The organism is Prevotella sp. P3-122 (assembly GCF_002251365.1).
In the GTDB taxonomy this organism is placed as follows: domain Bacteria; phylum Bacteroidota; class Bacteroidia; order Bacteroidales; family Bacteroidaceae; genus Prevotella.
The window spans coordinates 13,260-30,753 of the sequence record NZ_NPJH01000071.1 but is presented as its reverse complement, the minus strand read 5'-3'; the positions used below and the strand labels follow the sequence as shown (position 1 = coordinate 30,753).

Below are 17,494 nucleotides of genomic sequence, written 5' to 3'. Positions count from 1 at the left end.
TTAGAATTACTTATTGCTGTACAGAACTGTCCATTCGCATTGACAGTAAAGGAGTTAAGCCGATTATCTTTATCCCGCAATGGCAAGAGTTGCCACAACAAATGTGGACTTAATAAGATTCTTTTTCATTAGAAACTGTTTATTATGGTTATTTGGCAATATTGCCTTGTTAAACTAACTTTAAATTACCGTAATGTTTCAAAAAAGTCTAATGCTTCTTCCCCCACAAGAACAACATTGTAGTACTTGCCAGAGTTCAACTTAAACGAGAGAGTCAACGGTATATCATAACGTTTACAATCGTCAATGAGATCCTTATATATAGAATAAGGACTATGCTTATCAACAGGGTCTCCATGGATGAACATCGGAACATTCTTTAGCTTGTTTATAAATAGTTCAGGCTTGTGCTCATTAGACCATTCATCTGAAAAGGAGCGATGGTAAAGCGGTGCATATAGCGCAAGAGCCTTAAACATTTTCGGATAGTCGGTTGCTAATCGCAGAGCACGGTAGCCACCACTACAATTCGCATGCAGAAACATTCTTGATGTGTCAATGGAATAATGTTGTTGAATGTCCTTTATGACCAACTTCAATTCCTCCTCTGCTATTGGAAGCAAGTCTTCGTGCTGGTACGTCCGAATCTCAGGCATCACAATAAGGAATCCGTATTTGTTCGATAGGGCTTGCATTTGATTGACAGCCCATTGCCGTGCTAATTGCGGGCAGGCAAAGAAATGATGAAGGTTTTCTATGTTGGGACGGATTACCACAACGAGAGGTAGTGGTGTAGACTTATTTATGTGGTTAGGTCGCGCTAAAATATAACGTTGCAGACTGTCATCAATCTCAGAGCGATAAGTGACAAACAACACATTAGCTTCGGTGTCATCCTCACCACGCACACATTCCAAGCGCTTAAGCGTGTGCTCCAACTGATAAGTTAGGGGTGAAATTTTGAACTGCCACCACCAGTCACCATCATAACGAGTAGGATGATTTAATAAGAAGTTGAGACGAAACAGCAACTGGTCAATTTCCGCAGACCTTGGATGTCCATCAGGAAGTTCTTCCCGAAGTAACGAAAACTTCTTATATGCGTTGTCATCTTTGCCACACAACACGGGTTGGCGTATGGAATAATCGCATATCGTCATCTCACACATGTATGAAGTGTTGTTCTCTAAACCATCCACATAGTATGTAAATGAGTCCTTTTTTAATTCCACAGGCATAGAAACAGGCTTTCCATACACATCATAAAACTTTAACGACACAGGCGAATTAATAACGTTCTGATGTGCGTTGGTGAGCATAACTACGTGGCTGACAGAATCTATCTGGGGATAAATTATGTTACAACTTTGTCCGTCTGCATATAGACGAGCTATGCTGATACTGTCATATACAGTTGACTCAAAAGAATAGTCTCCTCCTGTACAATTTAACTTTACGAAGCACCTGTTTCTTCCTTTTTTCAGATGCATCGGATAGATGTTTAGGCCTTGAATGTCACGCCTGAGCAAAGTATCGGTATTGACAAATATATTATAAGACATGGAAGACTTTACTTCAAGATATAATGTCATATTGTCATCCGAAGTTATTTCACAATGCAAATAAGTTACTTTCCCCTCTAATGAGTGAGTTGTGTCCTCTGGAAGAATACCATATACCTCTCTAAGGTCAAGCTGATTGTATAAGGGGTGATAGTTTCCTGAAAACAAATACGTTCTTGCTGTATCCGCCTTGCACTTTTCCATAAAGTAAGATGGTGAAGATATAAAGGAATCAGCATACAAGGAATCCTCTTTAGAAGATAATGCACCAAAAATAGTCCAATCTATCAAAGGTTGCTTTATCACGTCAGATTCATCATGCTCTATTGAATAAATCACAACATCATCATGATTTGTGCATGAGGAAAATAAAAACATTGCAGAGCACAGCAAAGTAGAGATTATCCCCATATACAATAAGCCTGTTATATAGCAAACTTGCCCATCGTACACATGAGAATCTATAATCCCAGCTCTACTTGTAATCCAAGCCCTCGTATCATCAATATAATTTGTCATACCTTTACTTGATGATTAATTTTTATTGTATACAGATATATTTAAATCCAACAAACATGCAAGTAACAATCTGTTCAACATATATTGTATCATTTATCTTGACTGAATTTTATGTTAAAAATCACCTTGGTGAACTTCCTTTAGGACAACTACAACTTGCTCCCAAACACATACAAGAACCATAAGATTTCACCTTCTTTGTTTGTGTCCAAGACATACCACGATAATCAAAAGCATTATCGTCTGCCCAACACGATTTTGGGTCTGCAGGCGCATCACATTCTGTGTGCGGTTCATTATCACTTAATGCTTCTATATTTTCAATAAGGAGCATATTGTTTCCTAACAGACTTGAGGTGGTAAATGTTCGTATACAGATAACACACACAACAGAAACACAAATCACTGATAACGTAATCTCAACTAATTTCTTTTTCATTTCTTTATATTCGAATAACTAGCCTACTCTATTATGGATTTTCGGCATCCTCCATTTATTACAGTCAATTGCAATGCTTGGAAAAATCATAACTCAATATTGCCATAGAAGCAAAACTGACCACGAATTATTTGGAGCTCATACTCTCCTGACAGATAAGATGGCAACGCCAGACAGGTGGTGTTTGCTGGTATAACTGTTGAGTATTCAACATTTCCATCTTTATTAACTATTTGCAAGGTACAATCATCGCACTGTGCTTCAAAGTATAAATCACACCCCATTATGTATATTGTGGGAATAGCTACGCTAGTCCTTCCAATAGGATTATATGGTTTACTAGGATCTGTTATCTTAACTTGAAGATCAATTTGGCAGCACATTGACACGTCATTTGCACTACCTAAAAACATCAGCATAAACATACTTAAACAGATAATAATTTTCTTCATATTTTTGCGGTTAATGGTTTCTGCAAAGATATGAAATCAATGAAGAAGGTACAAGTTTTTCTGCCCAATCATGTTCTCCAAAATTGAGCAAAAACAGAACTTTATATACTAAAACAAGTTGTGTTACAGCGTGTTATAAAATATGTTCATCAAAATTCATCAAATTGAATTTAACGCATGTATAAGATTGTTTTTTAATGGATGCGCAAGCTTAACCCCAAAGAGCTTATCATTTGCCCGGGCCTTTAAGTTGGAGACGGATGATGCTGTTGAACAGAGCATTTTTGAAATGACATTTTCGGGTATATCAAGAATCAAGAGAATACAAATGCGCTGTTCTGACTTGGACAGGTGCTTCCCTGAACAAAAAGCATTATAAGTTGCAGGATTGTCATTGCTGAATTGGGAAACCAGCATTTTCCACTCAGCTTCAGTAGGCACTACCCTCTCCGTCTTTCCGGTTGCTTTCCTTATGAACAGGTTGGCAATGTTGCTATTGAGGAACTGCTTCAAATTGTCTTTTTCACGGACAGCAGAACCTTCTTTGAACTTTTCGTTCTCAGCCTGCAACCGTTCAATGGCTTCTGTAAGCTCTAACAATTGCATTTCCTTGGAGGCAATGACACCTTCATAATCATGGGACTTCATTTGCTGTAATTCTCCAAGGATTTCCGCACGGGTAATCCTCATCACATTAAGGTCACGTTCAAGTTCTGATATCTTTTGTTTTTTCTTTTTGTTAATATTTCGATAGTACAAGATAATACCTCCAATAACAATGACTGCCATCGTGGCAATTGCTATAATCCACAACCTGTTAGTCCTCGCCTTTTCTCTTTCAATTTCTGCTTCCTTTTGGCTCCTACTATAGTTATATAGGGCTGCCATCTGATGAATGGCATCTATTTGCATTCTGTTGTGTATAGAGTCCTGAGCCGCTTCATATAATTCCGAATAACGAAATACCGAATCCACTATATTCTTTGCCCTATAGACCCGAAGCAAGCCCTTATATCCATCTGAAAGATGACCATATTGGATGGCTTTTCTGAAATTCTCCTCAGCAGAATTAATATCGTTTGACGCCAGTTCAAAGAAACCTTTTATATAATAATAAGCCTCACGGCCTGAAGATATATTACCATTATTGCCAAACAGCCCTGATTTGTTTTCAAATATATCCATTGCTTTCTTAGCCTCTAACATTTGGCCACGTTCCATGTATATATATATAGGTGTAGCCATAGCACCTGCAGCCTCCTGTTCGTATCCAATACGCATAAGTTCATGGTAAGTGTTATTAGAAATCTTGAGGACAGAATCTTTTTCATTGAGCAAAACATAAGGCCGTATCATCTGTCCCTTGGCAATAATATAGTCTCTTTCACTTAATGTTCTTCGTACACATTCAATATAATGTCTCAAAGCCCATATTTCATCTAGAGGAAGATTCTGTTGGTGAAATATGGTGGACATCTGTCCATAGATGCCTCTTAACACTCCATAGTCGCAATCGCTTCTTGTCGTGTCAGCCTTATCTATAGCATCATAAAAAGCCTGAAGGGCTTCCGGGGTTTGTCCGATATCACATAGAGCACAACCGTTCATGTAATATGCCAAGGCTTTTTCCCTACATGTGCCATTACCATCGAAATGGCTTACTAAAGCTTTCGTCAGGGAATCCGTATCAAACAAATGTCCCATTTTGGCTTTGGCATAGGTCAACTCCAAAAGATACTGCATACGGAAATGCTCGTCAAAAGCATCTGAATGCCTGCCGAGGGTGTCAAGAATGGCAAGGGAAGAGTCTGGGCGCTCCTCTATGACGCTTTGCGCATTGCTTAATACCTCCCTGTACTCTCTCCGCCCGGTACAGGCTGAAATAATACACAAAAATATTATTACATATAGTATCTTCTTCATCTTAAATGGCCCCTTCCTCTTTTCATGCGACTTTATTACTCAATCTTCCAGTCCCCAATGGTTCGCCTATCAGCATCGACATACCTGCCCATAAGGGAGAAAATGACATAGAGAAGTTGCTGGTAGTGACCCTCGTAGTCGGTGTTGTCGCAGTAGGGATTACTTTCTCGTATGTCTGTATGCCTACAGGCAGTCGTTTTAGCATTTTGTTCTCCATGTCACGTAAATTGTGTGAAATCTTGATGCAAATATAGCACAAAGGTTTGGAATGACAAAACATCTTTGTGTATTTTATCAAGACTTACATTTTTCGCCAGCCGAATGCAGATATGCCTTTAATCGGCTCTTATTGACAACAAGTGAAGGCAAATAAAAAAGGTTCATCCGAAATATTGAGTGATGTCATATTATTATCTTTAAGGAGAGTCTAATATGTATGTCATAGTCAACGAATATGTTTGCACCATTGATAAGGTTAATAACCTTACACGTGAAAGGTTATTAACCTTACGGCCTTAAGGTTATTAACCTTATCAGCAATGTATGCAATATACACAGTCCACACAACAATAATTGATCAACCACTCAATTGTAATTTCCTCAGACAATGAAGCATAAGTGGTTCAATAGAAATTTCCTGGGGGCTAAGTGCCCCGTAGGGTGAGTCTTTCCCCCTTTTATCTTATCCAGAATAGGACAGACTTTTCTGTGCCCGTTCAGTTCAACTCTATCGCAAAGCTTTGCATCTGCCCACGCAAAGCTTTGCATCTGCCCACGCAAAGCTTTGCATCCGCCAACGCAAAGCTTTGCATCCGCCAACGCAAAGCATTGCCTTCATTTAGGAGTCCCATCCCCATGTTTTTTCCACTGAGCCGCATAAGTGGTAATCACTAGAAATGCCTGATGAGCCATAAAAAAAGCTTCCCATTGTGAGGGAAGCTTCTGGTAGTCGGTAAGGGAATCGAACCCTTATGCCAAGATTGAGAATCTTGTATCCTAACCGTTAGATGAACCGACCGTTAGCTTGAGAGACAAGTGGCGGAAGGAGGGGGATTCGAACCCCCGGTACGGTAAACCCGTACGTCAGTTTAGCAAACTGGTGGTTTCAGCCACTCACCCATCCTTCCATAGGCTTTGTCGTTGAATTGCCATCCATTGTTCTCAAATGCGGTGCAAAGGTAATATCTTTATTCCAATTCACCAAATATTTCCACAACTTTTTCGGAATAATAGTCAAAAAAGGTGTTTTGCCTCTTGGTTTATTCCTGCCGTCATATCTATTTGCGAGGCTTTTGGTTGCCTCTCCTATGCTCTGCCGCATCCTTGAATGCCTGTCTATGGAACCTCTCCTCTGCCCTGATGGCCTTTAGCACTTTCGTAGCAGGCAGTATCTCCATGAACCTCAGATGGTACTGGTGCTGGAGTTGCTTTATCTGCATTTCACAGTCATCGAGTTCCCTGATGGCTTTTGCGCAGGCATCGTCGTCGCAGGGGTCCACATGCCTGTATTGTCCCATACGTCCGAACAGCACTCTCTGCTTATCGCGCATCTCTTTATACACGGGGAAGAAGGCCGCGGCCTGCTGGGCTGTCAGTCCGGCCTCGGTAGCAATGAACTGCTCAAGGTCGGCCTCGAAGCGTTTCGGGTCGAACTTCTGGCGTTCCTGTGCACACGCAAAGGTTGTACACAGGAAAAGGATTAGAGTCAATATACTTGTCTTTCTCATAATTATCAAATCTGTTCTATTCATTCGTTGCAACGTAAGCGTACATATCCACATTGTCGAGCATGGCATAGTTGGCCATCTCGTCAACAACAGTATAGTCGGAGTATGCCGACTGTTGCTCGCTAATGGCATTGCTGCTGCCGTCAGCAAGCTTGGCGGTATCATGCCGGTAACCTACGGTAAGCGACACGGAAATGATGACCGCCACAGAGGCTGCCACGGCTAAGGCTACGGCAATCTTCCTCTTCCAGGAATTATTGCCCATGTCGACAACATGCGTCTGCTGTTCCGGCAGCATGCTCATGATACTGTCGGACAGGCTTTCGAAATATCCCTCCGGAACCGTGAAGGGATTGTCGTTGCCATAGTGACTTCTTAACCATTTCTCATTCTCATCCATAGTAATCTTTTTTTATGGTAGGTTCTGCAACCAACCACTTTTAATTATTTGACTAATTATTATGCAAAAAGTTTAATCCTCATCCTTCAAAAAATCAGTTATCTTCCTGACAGCAATGTGGTAGCTTGCCTTCAAGGCTCCCTCTGACGTTCCAAGCAGCTTACTCATCTGACTGTATTTCATTTCGTCGAAATATCGCAGGACAAACACCTGTCTCTGAACATCCGGCAGCCGCGCTATTGCCTCCTGTAGCCTTGCCTGAGTCATGTCACCATCAAAATAGGTATCGGCAATAAGCGTGGATGCCACATCGGCCGGGTCGTCAGTTGCAATATTGTCGGCCGTTTTCTTCTTTCGCAGGTGGCCGAGGCTTTCGTTGACGGCAATACGATAGAGCCATGTGTAGAGTTTGGCCTTACCATGGAAATCCCCAAGGTTAGCCCATGCCTTCAAGAATGTATTTTGCAGTACATCATTTGCATCCTCATGGTCAAGGACCATACGGCGTATAACCCAATACAGCTGTTGACCATATTGGTTCACCAACGCGGCGAAGGCCGTACGGCTGGTCTTCGGGTCGGAGAGCATCCTCAGCAACTTTTCCTCATCCATGGTGTCTGCCATTCCCTACAGATAGTTTCTCAGATAATTCGCAATCACCTTATCATAACCATAGACATCGGGCAAGTCCGCCAATGTGCCATCTGACGAAGGATAAAGTGTATAATAAGTAATGTATAAAGGTACAGGCGGCTCTACATTCAGACTCTTGACGAGCATATTTTTGCGTAGCGTATCAGCTACAGCAGCCTGCTCGGCCGTCATTTCCGCACGCTTCTTACCCAATGGCGACACATCGGCAGTAACAGTATAGAACAGTTTCTCTATTATCCCGTCGGCCTGCTCTGCCAGCAGATAGCGCGCCAGGTCCATCGGCCGCTCAACTCTCACGCACCCATGTGAGACACCACGGTCTGCACGCGAGAATACAGACGGCGAGGAAGTGTCGTGAAGATAGACGGAGAAATTATTGTCAAACCGGAATATGATGCGGCCCAGGGCGTTGCCTGCCCCACCCTCCTGAATAACCAGATAGTCGCCACTGAGCAGCATCTGCGCTGACACGTCTTCGGGCGCCATCTTCTTGCCCGTCTTGCGCTCTCGGATGAAATAGCGGTGTGAGCTGAAATAGCTCTCGCTGCCAGCATGCCTGACGATGTCGTTTCGGATGATGCTTTTCGGAATAATCCATTGCGGGTTCAGGTCCATGCGCTTGATACGGCTGGTCAGCAGTGGAGTCTTGGTTTTCAGGCTTCCGCAGCCAATCTTCATCTCGAATACACTGTCGCCATCAACAGCACGAAGCATGAACGACGGTATGTTCACCAATACGTAACGGTCGTGCAGGTGTGGATAGTCATCAAGCCGCCACCGGCAACGTTCCATATTCACGAGTATCTTCTCCCTCTGTACCCTGGTAAGCGACGGAAGGGCAAGCCGCTCGCACAAGGTATAATAAAGAGGGTTCTGAGGTTTTAGCGATGCAAGGAATGTACCGAGGCTGTCGGCAGAAGGCAGCCTGAGAAGGCTCTTGCAAAACCCCTTCTTCGGCAGTTGCATCCTGATGTCAAAAAGCTGATGATAGCTGACGTACACGGAGTCGTCATCCTTAGGGTCGAGCCTATTGAATACGTCGAAGGGATTGACAAAGCCGTACCTGTTGCCCATGGCAAAGCGAAGGAAAGCCTTGGTCAGCCTGTACTCCAGCCGTCCTGCGACATGGTTGATGTCATTACCGCAGGAGTCAAAGTCAAGGGTGCGCATCCTGTTCAGGTCGGCCTCAATGAGCCCGACACAAAACCTGTTTGCCGACAGGCCATCAGCTTCCACCGTCCGGAGATAGGCAAGCAGGGTATCGGCACGGGAGTCTACACCGAGCCTGTCAATCCATACGAAGCTGTTGCCTTTAAGATAATAACTTTTTGCTTGCTTGTCTGCCACCATGGAGTCGGCGTCAGACTTAATGATACGCCTTATCGACTCCCTCACAACACGGGAGTCCACCCGATAGGACGCGGTACCTAACGTCTTGTAATAATCGAGCGAAAAACTACAGCCGGAGTTTGCTTCCTGCCTGCCGCACGACTGCAACAGAAGCACGACAAGCAGCATAAGGACACAAAAGGGGCGCAAAGTCTGTCTGTAATGAAAATTACTTAATGGAAATCTTACGCACTACCTTACCCACCTTTACGATGTAACATCCTTTGGGCAGGTTGAGCTCGTAATGTCTGTCAGCACCCTCCACGCGGAAGCTCTGCACATGAACTCCAGCCACGTTGTAGATGGTGAGCATGAGTCCGGAGGCACCCGTCACGCGGAGTGTAGACTCAGAGACAGAAATGGAGATAGTGGCAATATCGTTGTCGATAATCTCTATGGAGCTGGCTGCACAGGCATCCTGCGGAACGCCCAGCAGCAACATCATTGAGAATGCGGCATAAAGTATTCTTTTTATCATAAGCTTCACAAGTCGTTATTATTATTGCAAAGATAGAAATTTTGTTTCACATCATCCTGCATAAGAAAGATGTTTTTTCGGTGTTTAAGATAGTTTAACCAAAACAGTTCCCCACTACTTCCAAATCCGCATACCATGAATACCACAGACAACATAAAAAACCGCATGCCAAAGAATGACATGCGGCTCATGTATAGATAGAAAAGAATTATTTCTTGAAGAAATCCTTAACAGCCTCGTTAGGAACCATACGCTCATCGAAAACGTAGGCACCAGTCTTCGGGCTCTTAACCATCTTGATAACCTTGGTGTATGCGCGTCCGTCCATAGAACCTTCGTGGAGGGTAGCGACCGCTTTTTTTGCCATATGATATTATCTCCTATAATTACTTAATCTCCTTGTGAAGAGTCATCTTCTTCAGGATTGGGTTATACTTCTTCAACTCAAGACGCTCTGGAGTATTCTTGCGGTTCTTGGTAGTGATGTAACGGCTTGTGCCAGCTACACCGCTATTCTTCATCTCAGTACACTCAAGAATGACCTGTACCCTATTGCCCTTAGCTTTCTTTGCCATCGTGATTAATCTCCTATAACTTTAATGTCCTTCCAATCGCAATAGCCCTTGGCAACGGCCTGCTTAAGAGCTGCGTCAAGTCCAACTTTATTAATAAGACGGAGACCAGCTGCGCTGATCTTGAGGGAAATCCAGCATTCCTCTTCTACATAGTAGAATTTCTTGCTGAAAAGGTTAACGTCAAAGGAACGCTTTGTGCGATGCTTTGAGTGAGACACATTACAACCAATCTGTGCCTTCTTGCCTGTAATCTGACAAATCTTAGACATTGCTATGATTAAATTTTGTTTTCGTTTTTTGATACTTATTCCAAACAGGGTGCAAAATTACAAATATTTCCCGAACCAGCAAAAGAATTTGCCAAAGAAATCAACCTTTTAAGGAATTTTATTGTTTTTCCCTATTGTGGTGACTACCCAACAATTAGATTTACGGCTTCTCAATAATTCCGCGCTGTAAGCGCAAAAGCGTAGATAACAGCAGGACAGATAACGCTTTTGCGCTTACAGCGCGCATGGAACATTATCCCTTACACCCAGGGTGCCGCTACGCTCTACCCTGGGCTATGCGCTTTTTGCGCTTACAGCGCGTGCTGCCTACGTGATTCGCTTCTATATAACATGTATCGTTATTTACCGAATAACATGTATCGTTATTTACCGAATAACATGTATCGTTATTTACCGAGCGGCTATATATTGCGCACATCTCTCCGCACACCTCTCGCCATCGACTCCTGCTGAGACTATTCCACCGGCATATCCAGCTCCCTCGCCGCACGGGAAGAGTCCCTGTAGGCGAACATGCTGGAGCGTGTCGCCATCGCGGACTATACGTACAGGACTTGACGTACGGGTCTCAACAGCTATGAGCATGGCCTCATTGGTGAGGAAACCATGGCTGCGGCGGCCAAAATCACGGAATCCCTGTTGCAGCCTTGACGCTATGGGCTTTGGCATCCAGAAATGAAGGGGACTGGAGATGACACCCGGAGCATAGCTGCAGGCCGGCAGGTCGTAGCTCAGGCGGCCATTTACAAAATCAGCCATACGCTGGGCAGGAGCTTTCTGTGACATATTGCCCTGCTGCCAGCAGAGCCGCTCGAGTTCTTCCTGATAGTCCATCATGCGCAGGACATCATCGCCCGGCACATCATCAGTCCTTACCTCGACAACCATTCCTGAGTTGCTCCATCGGGTCCCGCGGTTGGCAGGACTCATACCGTTGACAACTATCTGTGACGGGCCTGTTGCTGCAGGAATGACAAAGCCTCCGGGGCACATGCAGAAGGAATAGACTCCGCGTCCCTCGACCTGAGTGACAAAGGAGTATTCTGCGGCAGGAAGATATCGTCCTCGTCCCTCCCGGTTGTGATATTGTATCTGGTCAATGAGCTGAGCCGGATGCTCAAGCCTCACGCCAACGGCTATTCCCTTAGGCTCCAGTTCCACTCCGTCTGCAGCAAGGCTGCGGTATACGTCTCTTGCGCTATGGCCCGTAGCCAGGATTACAGGACCGCGGAACGTCCTCGTCTGTCCAGTAAGCATGTCTGTTGCCTCTATGCCCACCACTTTATCCCCATCTGCCACGAGGGCAGTCATCTTTGTCTGGAAATGCACCTCTCCGCCACACCTTATTATAGTATTGCGCATGTTCTCTATTACGGCTGGCAACTTGTCTGTACCAATATGCGGATGGGCATCAGAAAGAATAGATACCGAAGCGCCATGCTGGCAGAAGACATTCAATATCTTGTCAATGGGACCGCGCTTCTTGCTGCGCGTGTAGAGCTTGCCGTCAGAGTAAGCCCCTGCCCCACCCTCGCCAAAGCAATAATTGCTCTCGGGGTCTACTTTCTGTGTCTTTGTGATATTCGCCAAGTCACGTTTGCGGTCGTGGACATTTTTTCCTCTCTCAACAACAACAGGGCGTACATTCATCTCTATGAGCTTTAGGGCAGCAAAGAGTCCTCCCGGTCCGGCTCCAACGACAACAGCCTGCGGACGGCCTGTCACGTCAGGATAGTCGGTATGAGCATATACATCATCCTGCGGCAGCTCGTTGATATATACTCTCGCCTTTACATTAATATATATAGTACGCTGGCGCGCGTCGATGCTCTTCTTGAGGACGCGCACGGCGGTGATGGTTCGGACGTCAAGTCCTTTGTCCTTAGCCACATACTCAGCAATGGATTGCTCGGACGAAGCCTGATGTGGCAGTAGTCGAAGTTGGTATTCGTTGGTCATGTTATTATTCTATAAACACTATCTTTTCAGGTATCTGTTTAGGAAATCGAGGATGGCGGCTTGGTTGGAGAGATTGCACTCGTGGGGCTGAGCCTCCACCACTGTCACGAGCCTGTCAGATGCCGAGGCATCCTCCCAGACCTTACGCATGACGGAATATGCCTTGTTGACTTCTGGCACTGGAAAGAGCTTGTCCGTTGAGCCTGCTATGAAGAGGGCGGGCTTGGGCGCAGCCAGGGAGGCGATGTCGGGATAGTCGAGATAACGCCTCAGTGAGGGAATACAGTTAGCGAAGCCTCCATTCTCCTTCCTGCCATAGCGTGTCGTCAGCTGGCCAGCCGTAGTCGTCATCCAGCATACGGAAGCCGCACACCTCACCCTGTCGGACAAGGCCGACAACATCCATGCCCTGTATGCCCCCATCGAGCAGCCTGCGGCAGCTATGCGCGTGGAGTCGACGCTGGGCATGGAGGCAAGGAATTCCGTTGTGCGAATGTCGTCATAGTGCATATAGGCACATAGATTCTGTCCGAGCATCATCATGTTTCCTGCTATGATGTCATACTTGCTGCGGTCGACGCCTTCCGCCCTACCCCTCTCTCCCCAAAGGGGAGCATCGGCAGAAAAGACCACATATCCATGGCTGGCAAGGAAGTCTCCGAGATATTGTCCTCCATAAAGGTTCTGAACCCATTTCTCCGCATCCTCCACAACGTCGTTAGTCTCAGCGATGGGCCGTATCATCTTCTCCTTGCCAATAAACAAATGAGCCCCATGGTCGTGAAGGAGGTTCACCGCAGGCCATGGTCCCTTTCCGTCGGGCACAAGCATATACGCCGTCACGCGATACCACCTGCTGAGGCTCAGCTCTATCTTACTTGCCTTGTAGCCTATTCTCTGCTCCTCGGCCAAAACCCTCACATTCCATCCGTCTGGAGCAGGAGGCTGCGGTCCCATGCACTCGAAGACTTTGGCCCGTGCCTTGCTGCGCCAGTCATCGAAACCGACGTCCCCCTTTACTGCCGTCCATGCCAACGGATAGCGTAGAGAGGCCTGTATGGAATCAATATATACAGGTATCTCCATGCGATACTCGCAGGCGCTACGTTTCTGAGCCATAGCGCAAGAGACAAGAGCTGCAAGAGCAAGTGTCAACAGCCGTCTCCGCATACGCAGGAATGTGATGTTTGCAAACATATTACGCATAGTTCTACCATGATTAAATCGCCTACTCAAAATTGTATAATGTAAGTACAAGGGCGAATATTGCTACAAAATTACACAAATTCTACGAAAAAACGTTGGTCGTGAAAATAATTCTTTGTATTTTTGCGCCCAAGTTCTGCCATGACCCCATTTGTTCTGGGGATGGGGAGCATTAACAAACAGACAAAAACAACAATGAAAGTATTAAAATTCGGAGGAACATCTGTAGGTTCCGTAAAGAGTATTCTGAGCCTTAAGCAAATTGTAGAGAACGAGGCCAAGAAACAACCTGTAGTAATTGTAGTAAGTGCCCTCGGGGGCATAACGGACAAGCTGCTTGCCACATCCCAGCTCGCACTAAAGGGTGACGAGGCTTGGAAGGAAGAGTTCGACGCCATGGTAAGCCGCCACCACAAGATGATAGATACCATCATCACAGACACCAAAGCCCGCGAAGACCTATTTAATAAAGTAGACGCCCTGCTGGAGCAATTGCGCAGCATCTACTTCGGAGTATTCCTGATACATGATCTCTCAGAGAAGACCCAGGACGCCATCGTCAGCTATGGTGAGCGCCTGAGCTCACTCATTGTGGCAACCCTCATCAGGGGAGCCAAATGGTTTGACTCGCAGGAGTTCATAAAGACCGTAGACAAAAACGGCAAGCACGTACTGGATGCCGAACTTACCAACGAATTGGTTGTAAGGACATTCACCGACCTTCCACGCATCTCGCTCGTTCCCGGCTTTATCTCACGCGACAGAGACTCGGAGGAGACCACCAATCTCGGAAGAGGCGGTAGCGACTATACGGCTGCCATCATTGCAGCAGCTCTCAACGCAGACATTCTGGAGATATGGACAGACGTTGACGGCTTCATGACCGCTGACCCGAAGGTTATAAAGACAGCCTACACCATCAACGAGCTGAGCTACATAGAGGCTATGGAGCTTTGCAACTTCGGAGCCAAGGTCATCTACCCTCCAACCATCTACCCCGTATGTGTGAAGAACATACCAATAAGGGTGAAGAACACTTTCAACCCCGAGGCATCCGGAACCATCATAAAGAACAAGATAGAGAACAACCAGAAGCCCATAAAGGGTATATCGAGCATTAGCGGCACCACCCTCATCACGGTAACAGGATTGTCGATGGTCGGTGTTATCGGTGTTAACCGCCGCATCTTCACCGCTCTTGCCGACAGAGGCATAAGCGTGTTCCTGGTGTCGCAGGCCTCTTCCGAGAACTCCACATCAATTGGTGTCCGCGACCAGGATGCCGACAAGGCAGTGGCGGTACTCAACAACGAGTTCGCCAAAGAGATAGAGACTGGGGCCATGTTCCCCATGCACGCCGAAAGTGGACTCGCCACCATAGCCATCGTAGGTGAGAACATGAAGCATACCCCCGGTATTGCCGGAAAGCTCTTCGGCACGCTGGGACGAAGCGGCATAAGCGTTATCGCCTGCGCACAGGGAGCATCAGAGACAAACATATCATTTGTTGTGGACGGACGCTACCTGCGCAAATCGCTCAACGTGCTGCACGACTCGTTCTTCCTGTCAGAATACAAGGTGCTGAACCTCTTCATCTGTGGAGTCGGAACGGTTGGCGGAAAGCTCATAGAGCAGATACGCTCTCAGTATGAGGAATTGAAGGAACATTCACGCCTGAAGCTCAACGTTGTCGGCATAGCAAGCTCGCACAATGCCATCTTCAGCCGCGACGGCATAGACTTGGACAACTATCAGGAACAGCTAAAGGCCTCTGAGCCAAGCTCGCCAGAGAAATTGCGCGATGCCATCATAAGAATGAACATATTCAATTCGGTATTCGTAGACTGTACGGCATCGGCAGACATCGCACAGCTATACCAAAGCTTCCTTGAGCGAAACATCAGCGTCATAGCAGCCAACAAGATTGCAGCCTCGTCTAAATACAGCAACTACATCAGACTGAAGACTACAGCCATGATGAGAGGCGTGAAATTCCGCTTCGAGACAAATGTTGGTGCGGGATTGCCCATTATCGGAACCATCAACGACCTGTGCAACTCTGGTGACAAGATACTGAAGATTGAGGCTGTACTCAGCGGCACGCTCAACTTCATCTTCAACGAGATTGCAGCCGACGTGCCATTCTCCGAAACCGTCAGAAGGGCCAAGGAGCAAGGCTACAGTGAGCCAGACCCACGCATAGACCTCAGCGGAACGGATGTGATAAGGAAACTTGTAATCCTTACCCGCGAGGCCGGATATAAGATTGAGCAGGAGGACGTAGAGAAAAACCTCTTCATACCAAATGGCTTCTTTGAGGGCTCGCTCGACTCCTTCTGGCAGAAGCTGCCCACGCTTGACGAAGACTTCGAAAACAAGAGGCAGAAGCTGGAACAGGAAGGAAAGAGATGGAGGTTTGTGGCTACGATGGAGGGAGGCAAGGCAAACGTATCGCTAAAGGCCGTTGACCGGAACCACCCGTTCTACAACCTGGAGGGAAGCAACAACATTGTGCTGCTGACCACGGAGAGATACAAGGAATACCCCATGCAGATACAGGGCTACGGAGCAGGAGCCAGCGTAACGGCCGCCGGTGTGTTTGCAAACATTATGTCAATTGCCAACATCTGATTACTGGACAACAACATGAAACACATTATAATACTTGGCGACGGCATGGCAGACCATGCTGTGGAAAGACTCGGAGGCAAGACCCCAATGCAATATGCCCACACACCATACATGGACATGCTCGCAAGAGAGGGAAAAACAGGACGCCTGCACACCATACCGGCAGGATTCATGCCTGGCAGCGAGGTTGCCAACACGGCTATTCTGGGTTACGACCTCAACAAGGTCTATGAAGGCCGAGGCCCGCTTGAGGCAGCGAGCATAGGCTACGAGATGGCTCCCGAGGACATGGCGATAAGATGCAACATCATAGAGATAGAGGACGGAAGGATAAAGAACCATCACGGCGGACACCTGACTACCGAGCAAGGCGACGAGCTGATAAAGGCTCTCGATGCCGGGCTGGGCAACGACAGGGTGAAATTCATAACAGGCATACAGTACCGGCACCTTTTAATAATTAAAGGGGCAAGCAAGCACATAGTTTGCGCTCCGCCACACGACCATCCCAACGAATTATGGGAGCCTCTGCTCGTAAAGCCAGAACCAGGCTATGACCCTACAGGCGATGACAGCGAGACTGGCAGGATGACGCCGCAGCAGACGGCAGACCTCATCAACGAGCTGATTATCAAATCACAGGCCATACTATCAAGCCATCCGCTAAACCAGCAACGCCATGGCAAGGCCAACAGTATATGGCCATGGAGCGGAGGCTACAGGCCGTCCATGAAAACCATCATGGACCTCTATCCGCAGGTAAAGAGCGGTGACGTGATTTCGGCTGTCGACCTTATAAGGGGCATTGGCCACTATGCCGGACTGCACAACATTATCGTAGACGGAGCAACAGGACTTGCCGACACCAATTATGAAGGCAAGGCACAGGCTGCCATAGAAGCCCTGGCAAAGGACGATTTCGTATTCCTCCATCTTGAGGCAAGCGACGAGGCCGGACATGACGGAGACCTGGAACTGAAGATAAAGACCATCGAATATCTCGACAGCAGGATTGTTAAACCTGTATATGAAGCTGTGGCAGCATGGGATGAGCCTGTATGCATAGCCGTTCTTCCAGACCACCCCACTCCAGTAGAGATTAGGACTCATGTAGACGAGCCTGTACCGTTCCTGATATGGCACAAGGGAATAGAGCCAGACGGCACACAGACATTCGACGAAGTGGCATGCGTACAGGGAAGCTATGGTTTGCTGCGTCTTAACGAGTTCATGGACGAGTTTATGAATTACTAAAGCGGGACTGACACAATAATCCCCCGACAAAACGAA

General features: G+C 46.5%; 17 protein-coding genes and 2 tRNA genes. 2 read left to right on the top strand and 17 right to left on the bottom strand.

The window, feature by feature from the left end; genetic code table 11:
* Positions 1-185: 185 nt before the first annotated feature.
* The 17 genes from CIL02_RS11145 to CIL02_RS11075 form a co-directional block, all read right to left on the bottom strand.
* Positions 186-2,081 (bottom strand): hypothetical protein, encoded by a 1,896-nt coding sequence (locus tag CIL02_RS11145; RefSeq protein ID WP_094401726.1) that lies wholly within the window; start codon positions 2,079-2,081, stop codon positions 186-188.
* Positions 2,082-2,202: 121 nt separating this feature from the next.
* Positions 2,203-2,520, bottom strand: a complete 318-nt coding sequence (locus CIL02_RS16110) for an NVEALA domain-containing protein (RefSeq protein ID WP_141210215.1) — start codon at positions 2,518-2,520, stop codon at positions 2,203-2,205.
* An 86-nt stretch (positions 2,521-2,606) separates the two neighbouring features.
* Positions 2,607-2,972, bottom strand: a complete 366-nt coding sequence (locus CIL02_RS11140; RefSeq protein ID WP_094401724.1) for a hypothetical protein — start codon at positions 2,970-2,972, stop codon at positions 2,607-2,609.
* 159 nt (positions 2,973-3,131) lie between these two features.
* A complete protein-coding gene (locus CIL02_RS11135) occupies positions 3,132-4,895 on the bottom strand; it encodes a hypothetical protein (RefSeq protein ID WP_094401723.1) in 1,764 nt (587 codons plus the stop codon).
* A gap of 22 nt (positions 4,896-4,917) precedes the next feature.
* Positions 4,918-5,112, bottom strand: coding sequence for a hypothetical protein (locus CIL02_RS16105; RefSeq protein ID WP_141210214.1), 195 nt, complete (start codon positions 5,110-5,112; stop codon positions 4,918-4,920).
* Positions 5,113-5,838: 726 nt separating this feature from the next.
* Positions 5,839-5,913, bottom strand: a tRNA-Glu gene (locus tag CIL02_RS11130).
* An 18-nt stretch (positions 5,914-5,931) separates the two neighbouring features.
* Positions 5,932-6,022 (bottom strand) — tRNA-Ser (locus CIL02_RS11125).
* Between the two features lie 150 nt (positions 6,023-6,172).
* Positions 6,173-6,622, bottom strand: coding sequence for a hypothetical protein (locus CIL02_RS11120; RefSeq protein ID WP_094401721.1), 450 nt, complete (start codon positions 6,620-6,622; stop codon positions 6,173-6,175).
* A 16-nt stretch (positions 6,623-6,638) separates the two neighbouring features.
* The gene (locus CIL02_RS11115) at positions 6,639-7,022 is read right to left on the bottom strand and encodes a hypothetical protein (RefSeq protein ID WP_094401719.1); all 384 of its coding nucleotides are present in this window, start codon (positions 7,020-7,022) and stop codon (positions 6,639-6,641) included.
* A gap of 72 nt (positions 7,023-7,094) precedes the next feature.
* Positions 7,095-7,646 carry an RNA polymerase sigma factor gene (locus CIL02_RS11110; RefSeq protein ID WP_240513652.1) on the bottom strand — a complete coding sequence of 184 codons (552 nt, stop codon included), beginning with the start codon at positions 7,644-7,646 and terminating at the stop codon, positions 7,095-7,097.
* A 3-nt stretch (positions 7,647-7,649) separates the two neighbouring features.
* Positions 7,650-9,215, bottom strand: coding sequence for a L,D-transpeptidase family protein (locus CIL02_RS11105; RefSeq protein WP_371589378.1), 1,566 nt, complete (start codon positions 9,213-9,215; stop codon positions 7,650-7,652).
* Positions 9,216-9,234: 19 nt separating this feature from the next.
* Positions 9,235-9,543 (bottom strand): T9SS type A sorting domain-containing protein, encoded by a 309-nt coding sequence (locus tag CIL02_RS11100; RefSeq protein WP_094401714.1) that lies wholly within the window; start codon positions 9,541-9,543, stop codon positions 9,235-9,237.
* A 208-nt stretch (positions 9,544-9,751) separates the two neighbouring features.
* The gene (locus CIL02_RS11095; RefSeq protein WP_082722910.1) at positions 9,752-9,910 is read right to left on the bottom strand and encodes a DUF4295 domain-containing protein; all 159 of its coding nucleotides are present in this window, start codon (positions 9,908-9,910) and stop codon (positions 9,752-9,754) included.
* A gap of 19 nt (positions 9,911-9,929) precedes the next feature.
* On the bottom strand, positions 9,930-10,118 hold the full coding sequence (rpmG, locus tag CIL02_RS11090; protein WP_094401713.1) for a 50S ribosomal protein L33: 189 nt from the start codon (positions 10,116-10,118) through the stop codon (positions 9,930-9,932).
* 5 nt (positions 10,119-10,123) lie between these two features.
* On the bottom strand, positions 10,124-10,387 hold the full coding sequence (rpmB, locus tag CIL02_RS11085) for a 50S ribosomal protein L28 (RefSeq protein WP_021990395.1): 264 nt from the start codon (positions 10,385-10,387) through the stop codon (positions 10,124-10,126).
* Between the two features lie 411 nt (positions 10,388-10,798).
* Positions 10,799-12,367 carry an NAD(P)/FAD-dependent oxidoreductase gene (locus CIL02_RS11080; protein WP_094401711.1) on the bottom strand — a complete coding sequence of 523 codons (1,569 nt, stop codon included), beginning with the start codon at positions 12,365-12,367 and terminating at the stop codon, positions 10,799-10,801.
* A gap of 18 nt (positions 12,368-12,385) precedes the next feature.
* Positions 12,386-13,573 carry a S9 family peptidase gene (locus tag CIL02_RS11075; RefSeq protein WP_240513651.1) on the bottom strand — a complete coding sequence of 396 codons (1,188 nt, stop codon included), beginning with the start codon at positions 13,571-13,573 and terminating at the stop codon, positions 12,386-12,388.
* 195 nt (positions 13,574-13,768) lie between these two features.
* Between CIL02_RS11075 and thrA the strand changes: the two genes are divergently transcribed.
* Both thrA and CIL02_RS11065 read left to right on the top strand, forming a co-directional pair.
* On the top strand, positions 13,769-16,204 hold the full coding sequence (gene thrA / locus CIL02_RS11070; RefSeq protein ID WP_094401744.1) for a bifunctional aspartate kinase/homoserine dehydrogenase I: 2,436 nt from the start codon (positions 13,769-13,771) through the stop codon (positions 16,202-16,204).
* 15 nt (positions 16,205-16,219) lie between these two features.
* The gene (locus CIL02_RS11065) at positions 16,220-17,458 is read left to right on the top strand and encodes a cofactor-independent phosphoglycerate mutase (protein ID WP_094401709.1); all 1,239 of its coding nucleotides are present in this window, start codon (positions 16,220-16,222) and stop codon (positions 17,456-17,458) included.
* Positions 17,459-17,494 lie beyond the last annotated feature (36 nt).

What these genes read in the sequence shown, in the direction of transcription:
- CIL02_RS11065 (WP_094401709.1), top strand. Translation starts at nt 16,220, where the DNA reads ATGAAACACATTATAATACTTGGCGACGGCATGGCAGACCATGCTGTG.
- thrA (WP_094401744.1), top strand. Translation starts at nt 13,769, where the DNA reads ATGAAAGTATTAAAATTCGGAGGAACATCTGTAGGTTCCGTAAAGAGT.
- CIL02_RS16105 (WP_141210214.1), bottom strand. Translation starts at nt 5,112, where the DNA reads ATGGAGAACAAAATGCTAAAACGACTGCCTGTAGGCATACAGACATAC.
- CIL02_RS11110 (WP_240513652.1), bottom strand. Translation starts at nt 7,646, where the DNA reads ATGGCAGACACCATGGATGAGGAAAAGTTGCTGAGGATGCTCTCCGAC.
- CIL02_RS11115 (WP_094401719.1), bottom strand. Translation starts at nt 7,022, where the DNA reads ATGGATGAGAATGAGAAATGGTTAAGAAGTCACTATGGCAACGACAAT.
- rpmB (WP_021990395.1), bottom strand. Translation starts at nt 10,387, where the DNA reads ATGTCTAAGATTTGTCAGATTACAGGCAAGAAGGCACAGATTGGTTGT.
- CIL02_RS16110 (WP_141210215.1), bottom strand. Translation starts at nt 2,520, where the DNA reads ATGAAAAAGAAATTAGTTGAGATTACGTTATCAGTGATTTGTGTTTCT.
- CIL02_RS11145 (WP_094401726.1), bottom strand. Translation starts at nt 2,081, where the DNA reads ATGACAAATTATATTGATGATACGAGGGCTTGGATTACAAGTAGAGCT.
- CIL02_RS11075 (WP_240513651.1), bottom strand. Translation starts at nt 13,573, where the DNA reads ATGCGTAATATGTTTGCAAACATCACATTCCTGCGTATGCGGAGACGG.
- CIL02_RS11140 (WP_094401724.1), bottom strand. Translation starts at nt 2,972, where the DNA reads ATGAAGAAAATTATTATCTGTTTAAGTATGTTTATGCTGATGTTTTTA.
- CIL02_RS11095 (WP_082722910.1), bottom strand. Translation starts at nt 9,910, where the DNA reads ATGGCAAAAAAAGCGGTCGCTACCCTCCACGAAGGTTCTATGGACGGA.
- CIL02_RS11135 (WP_094401723.1), bottom strand. Translation starts at nt 4,895, where the DNA reads ATGAAGAAGATACTATATGTAATAATATTTTTGTGTATTATTTCAGCC.
- rpmG (WP_094401713.1), bottom strand. Translation starts at nt 10,118, where the DNA reads ATGGCAAAGAAAGCTAAGGGCAATAGGGTACAGGTCATTCTTGAGTGT.
- CIL02_RS11100 (WP_094401714.1), bottom strand. Translation starts at nt 9,543, where the DNA reads ATGATAAAAAGAATACTTTATGCCGCATTCTCAATGATGTTGCTGCTG.
- CIL02_RS11080 (WP_094401711.1), bottom strand. Translation starts at nt 12,367, where the DNA reads ATGACCAACGAATACCAACTTCGACTACTGCCACATCAGGCTTCGTCC.
- CIL02_RS11120 (WP_094401721.1), bottom strand. Translation starts at nt 6,622, where the DNA reads ATGAGAAAGACAAGTATATTGACTCTAATCCTTTTCCTGTGTACAACC.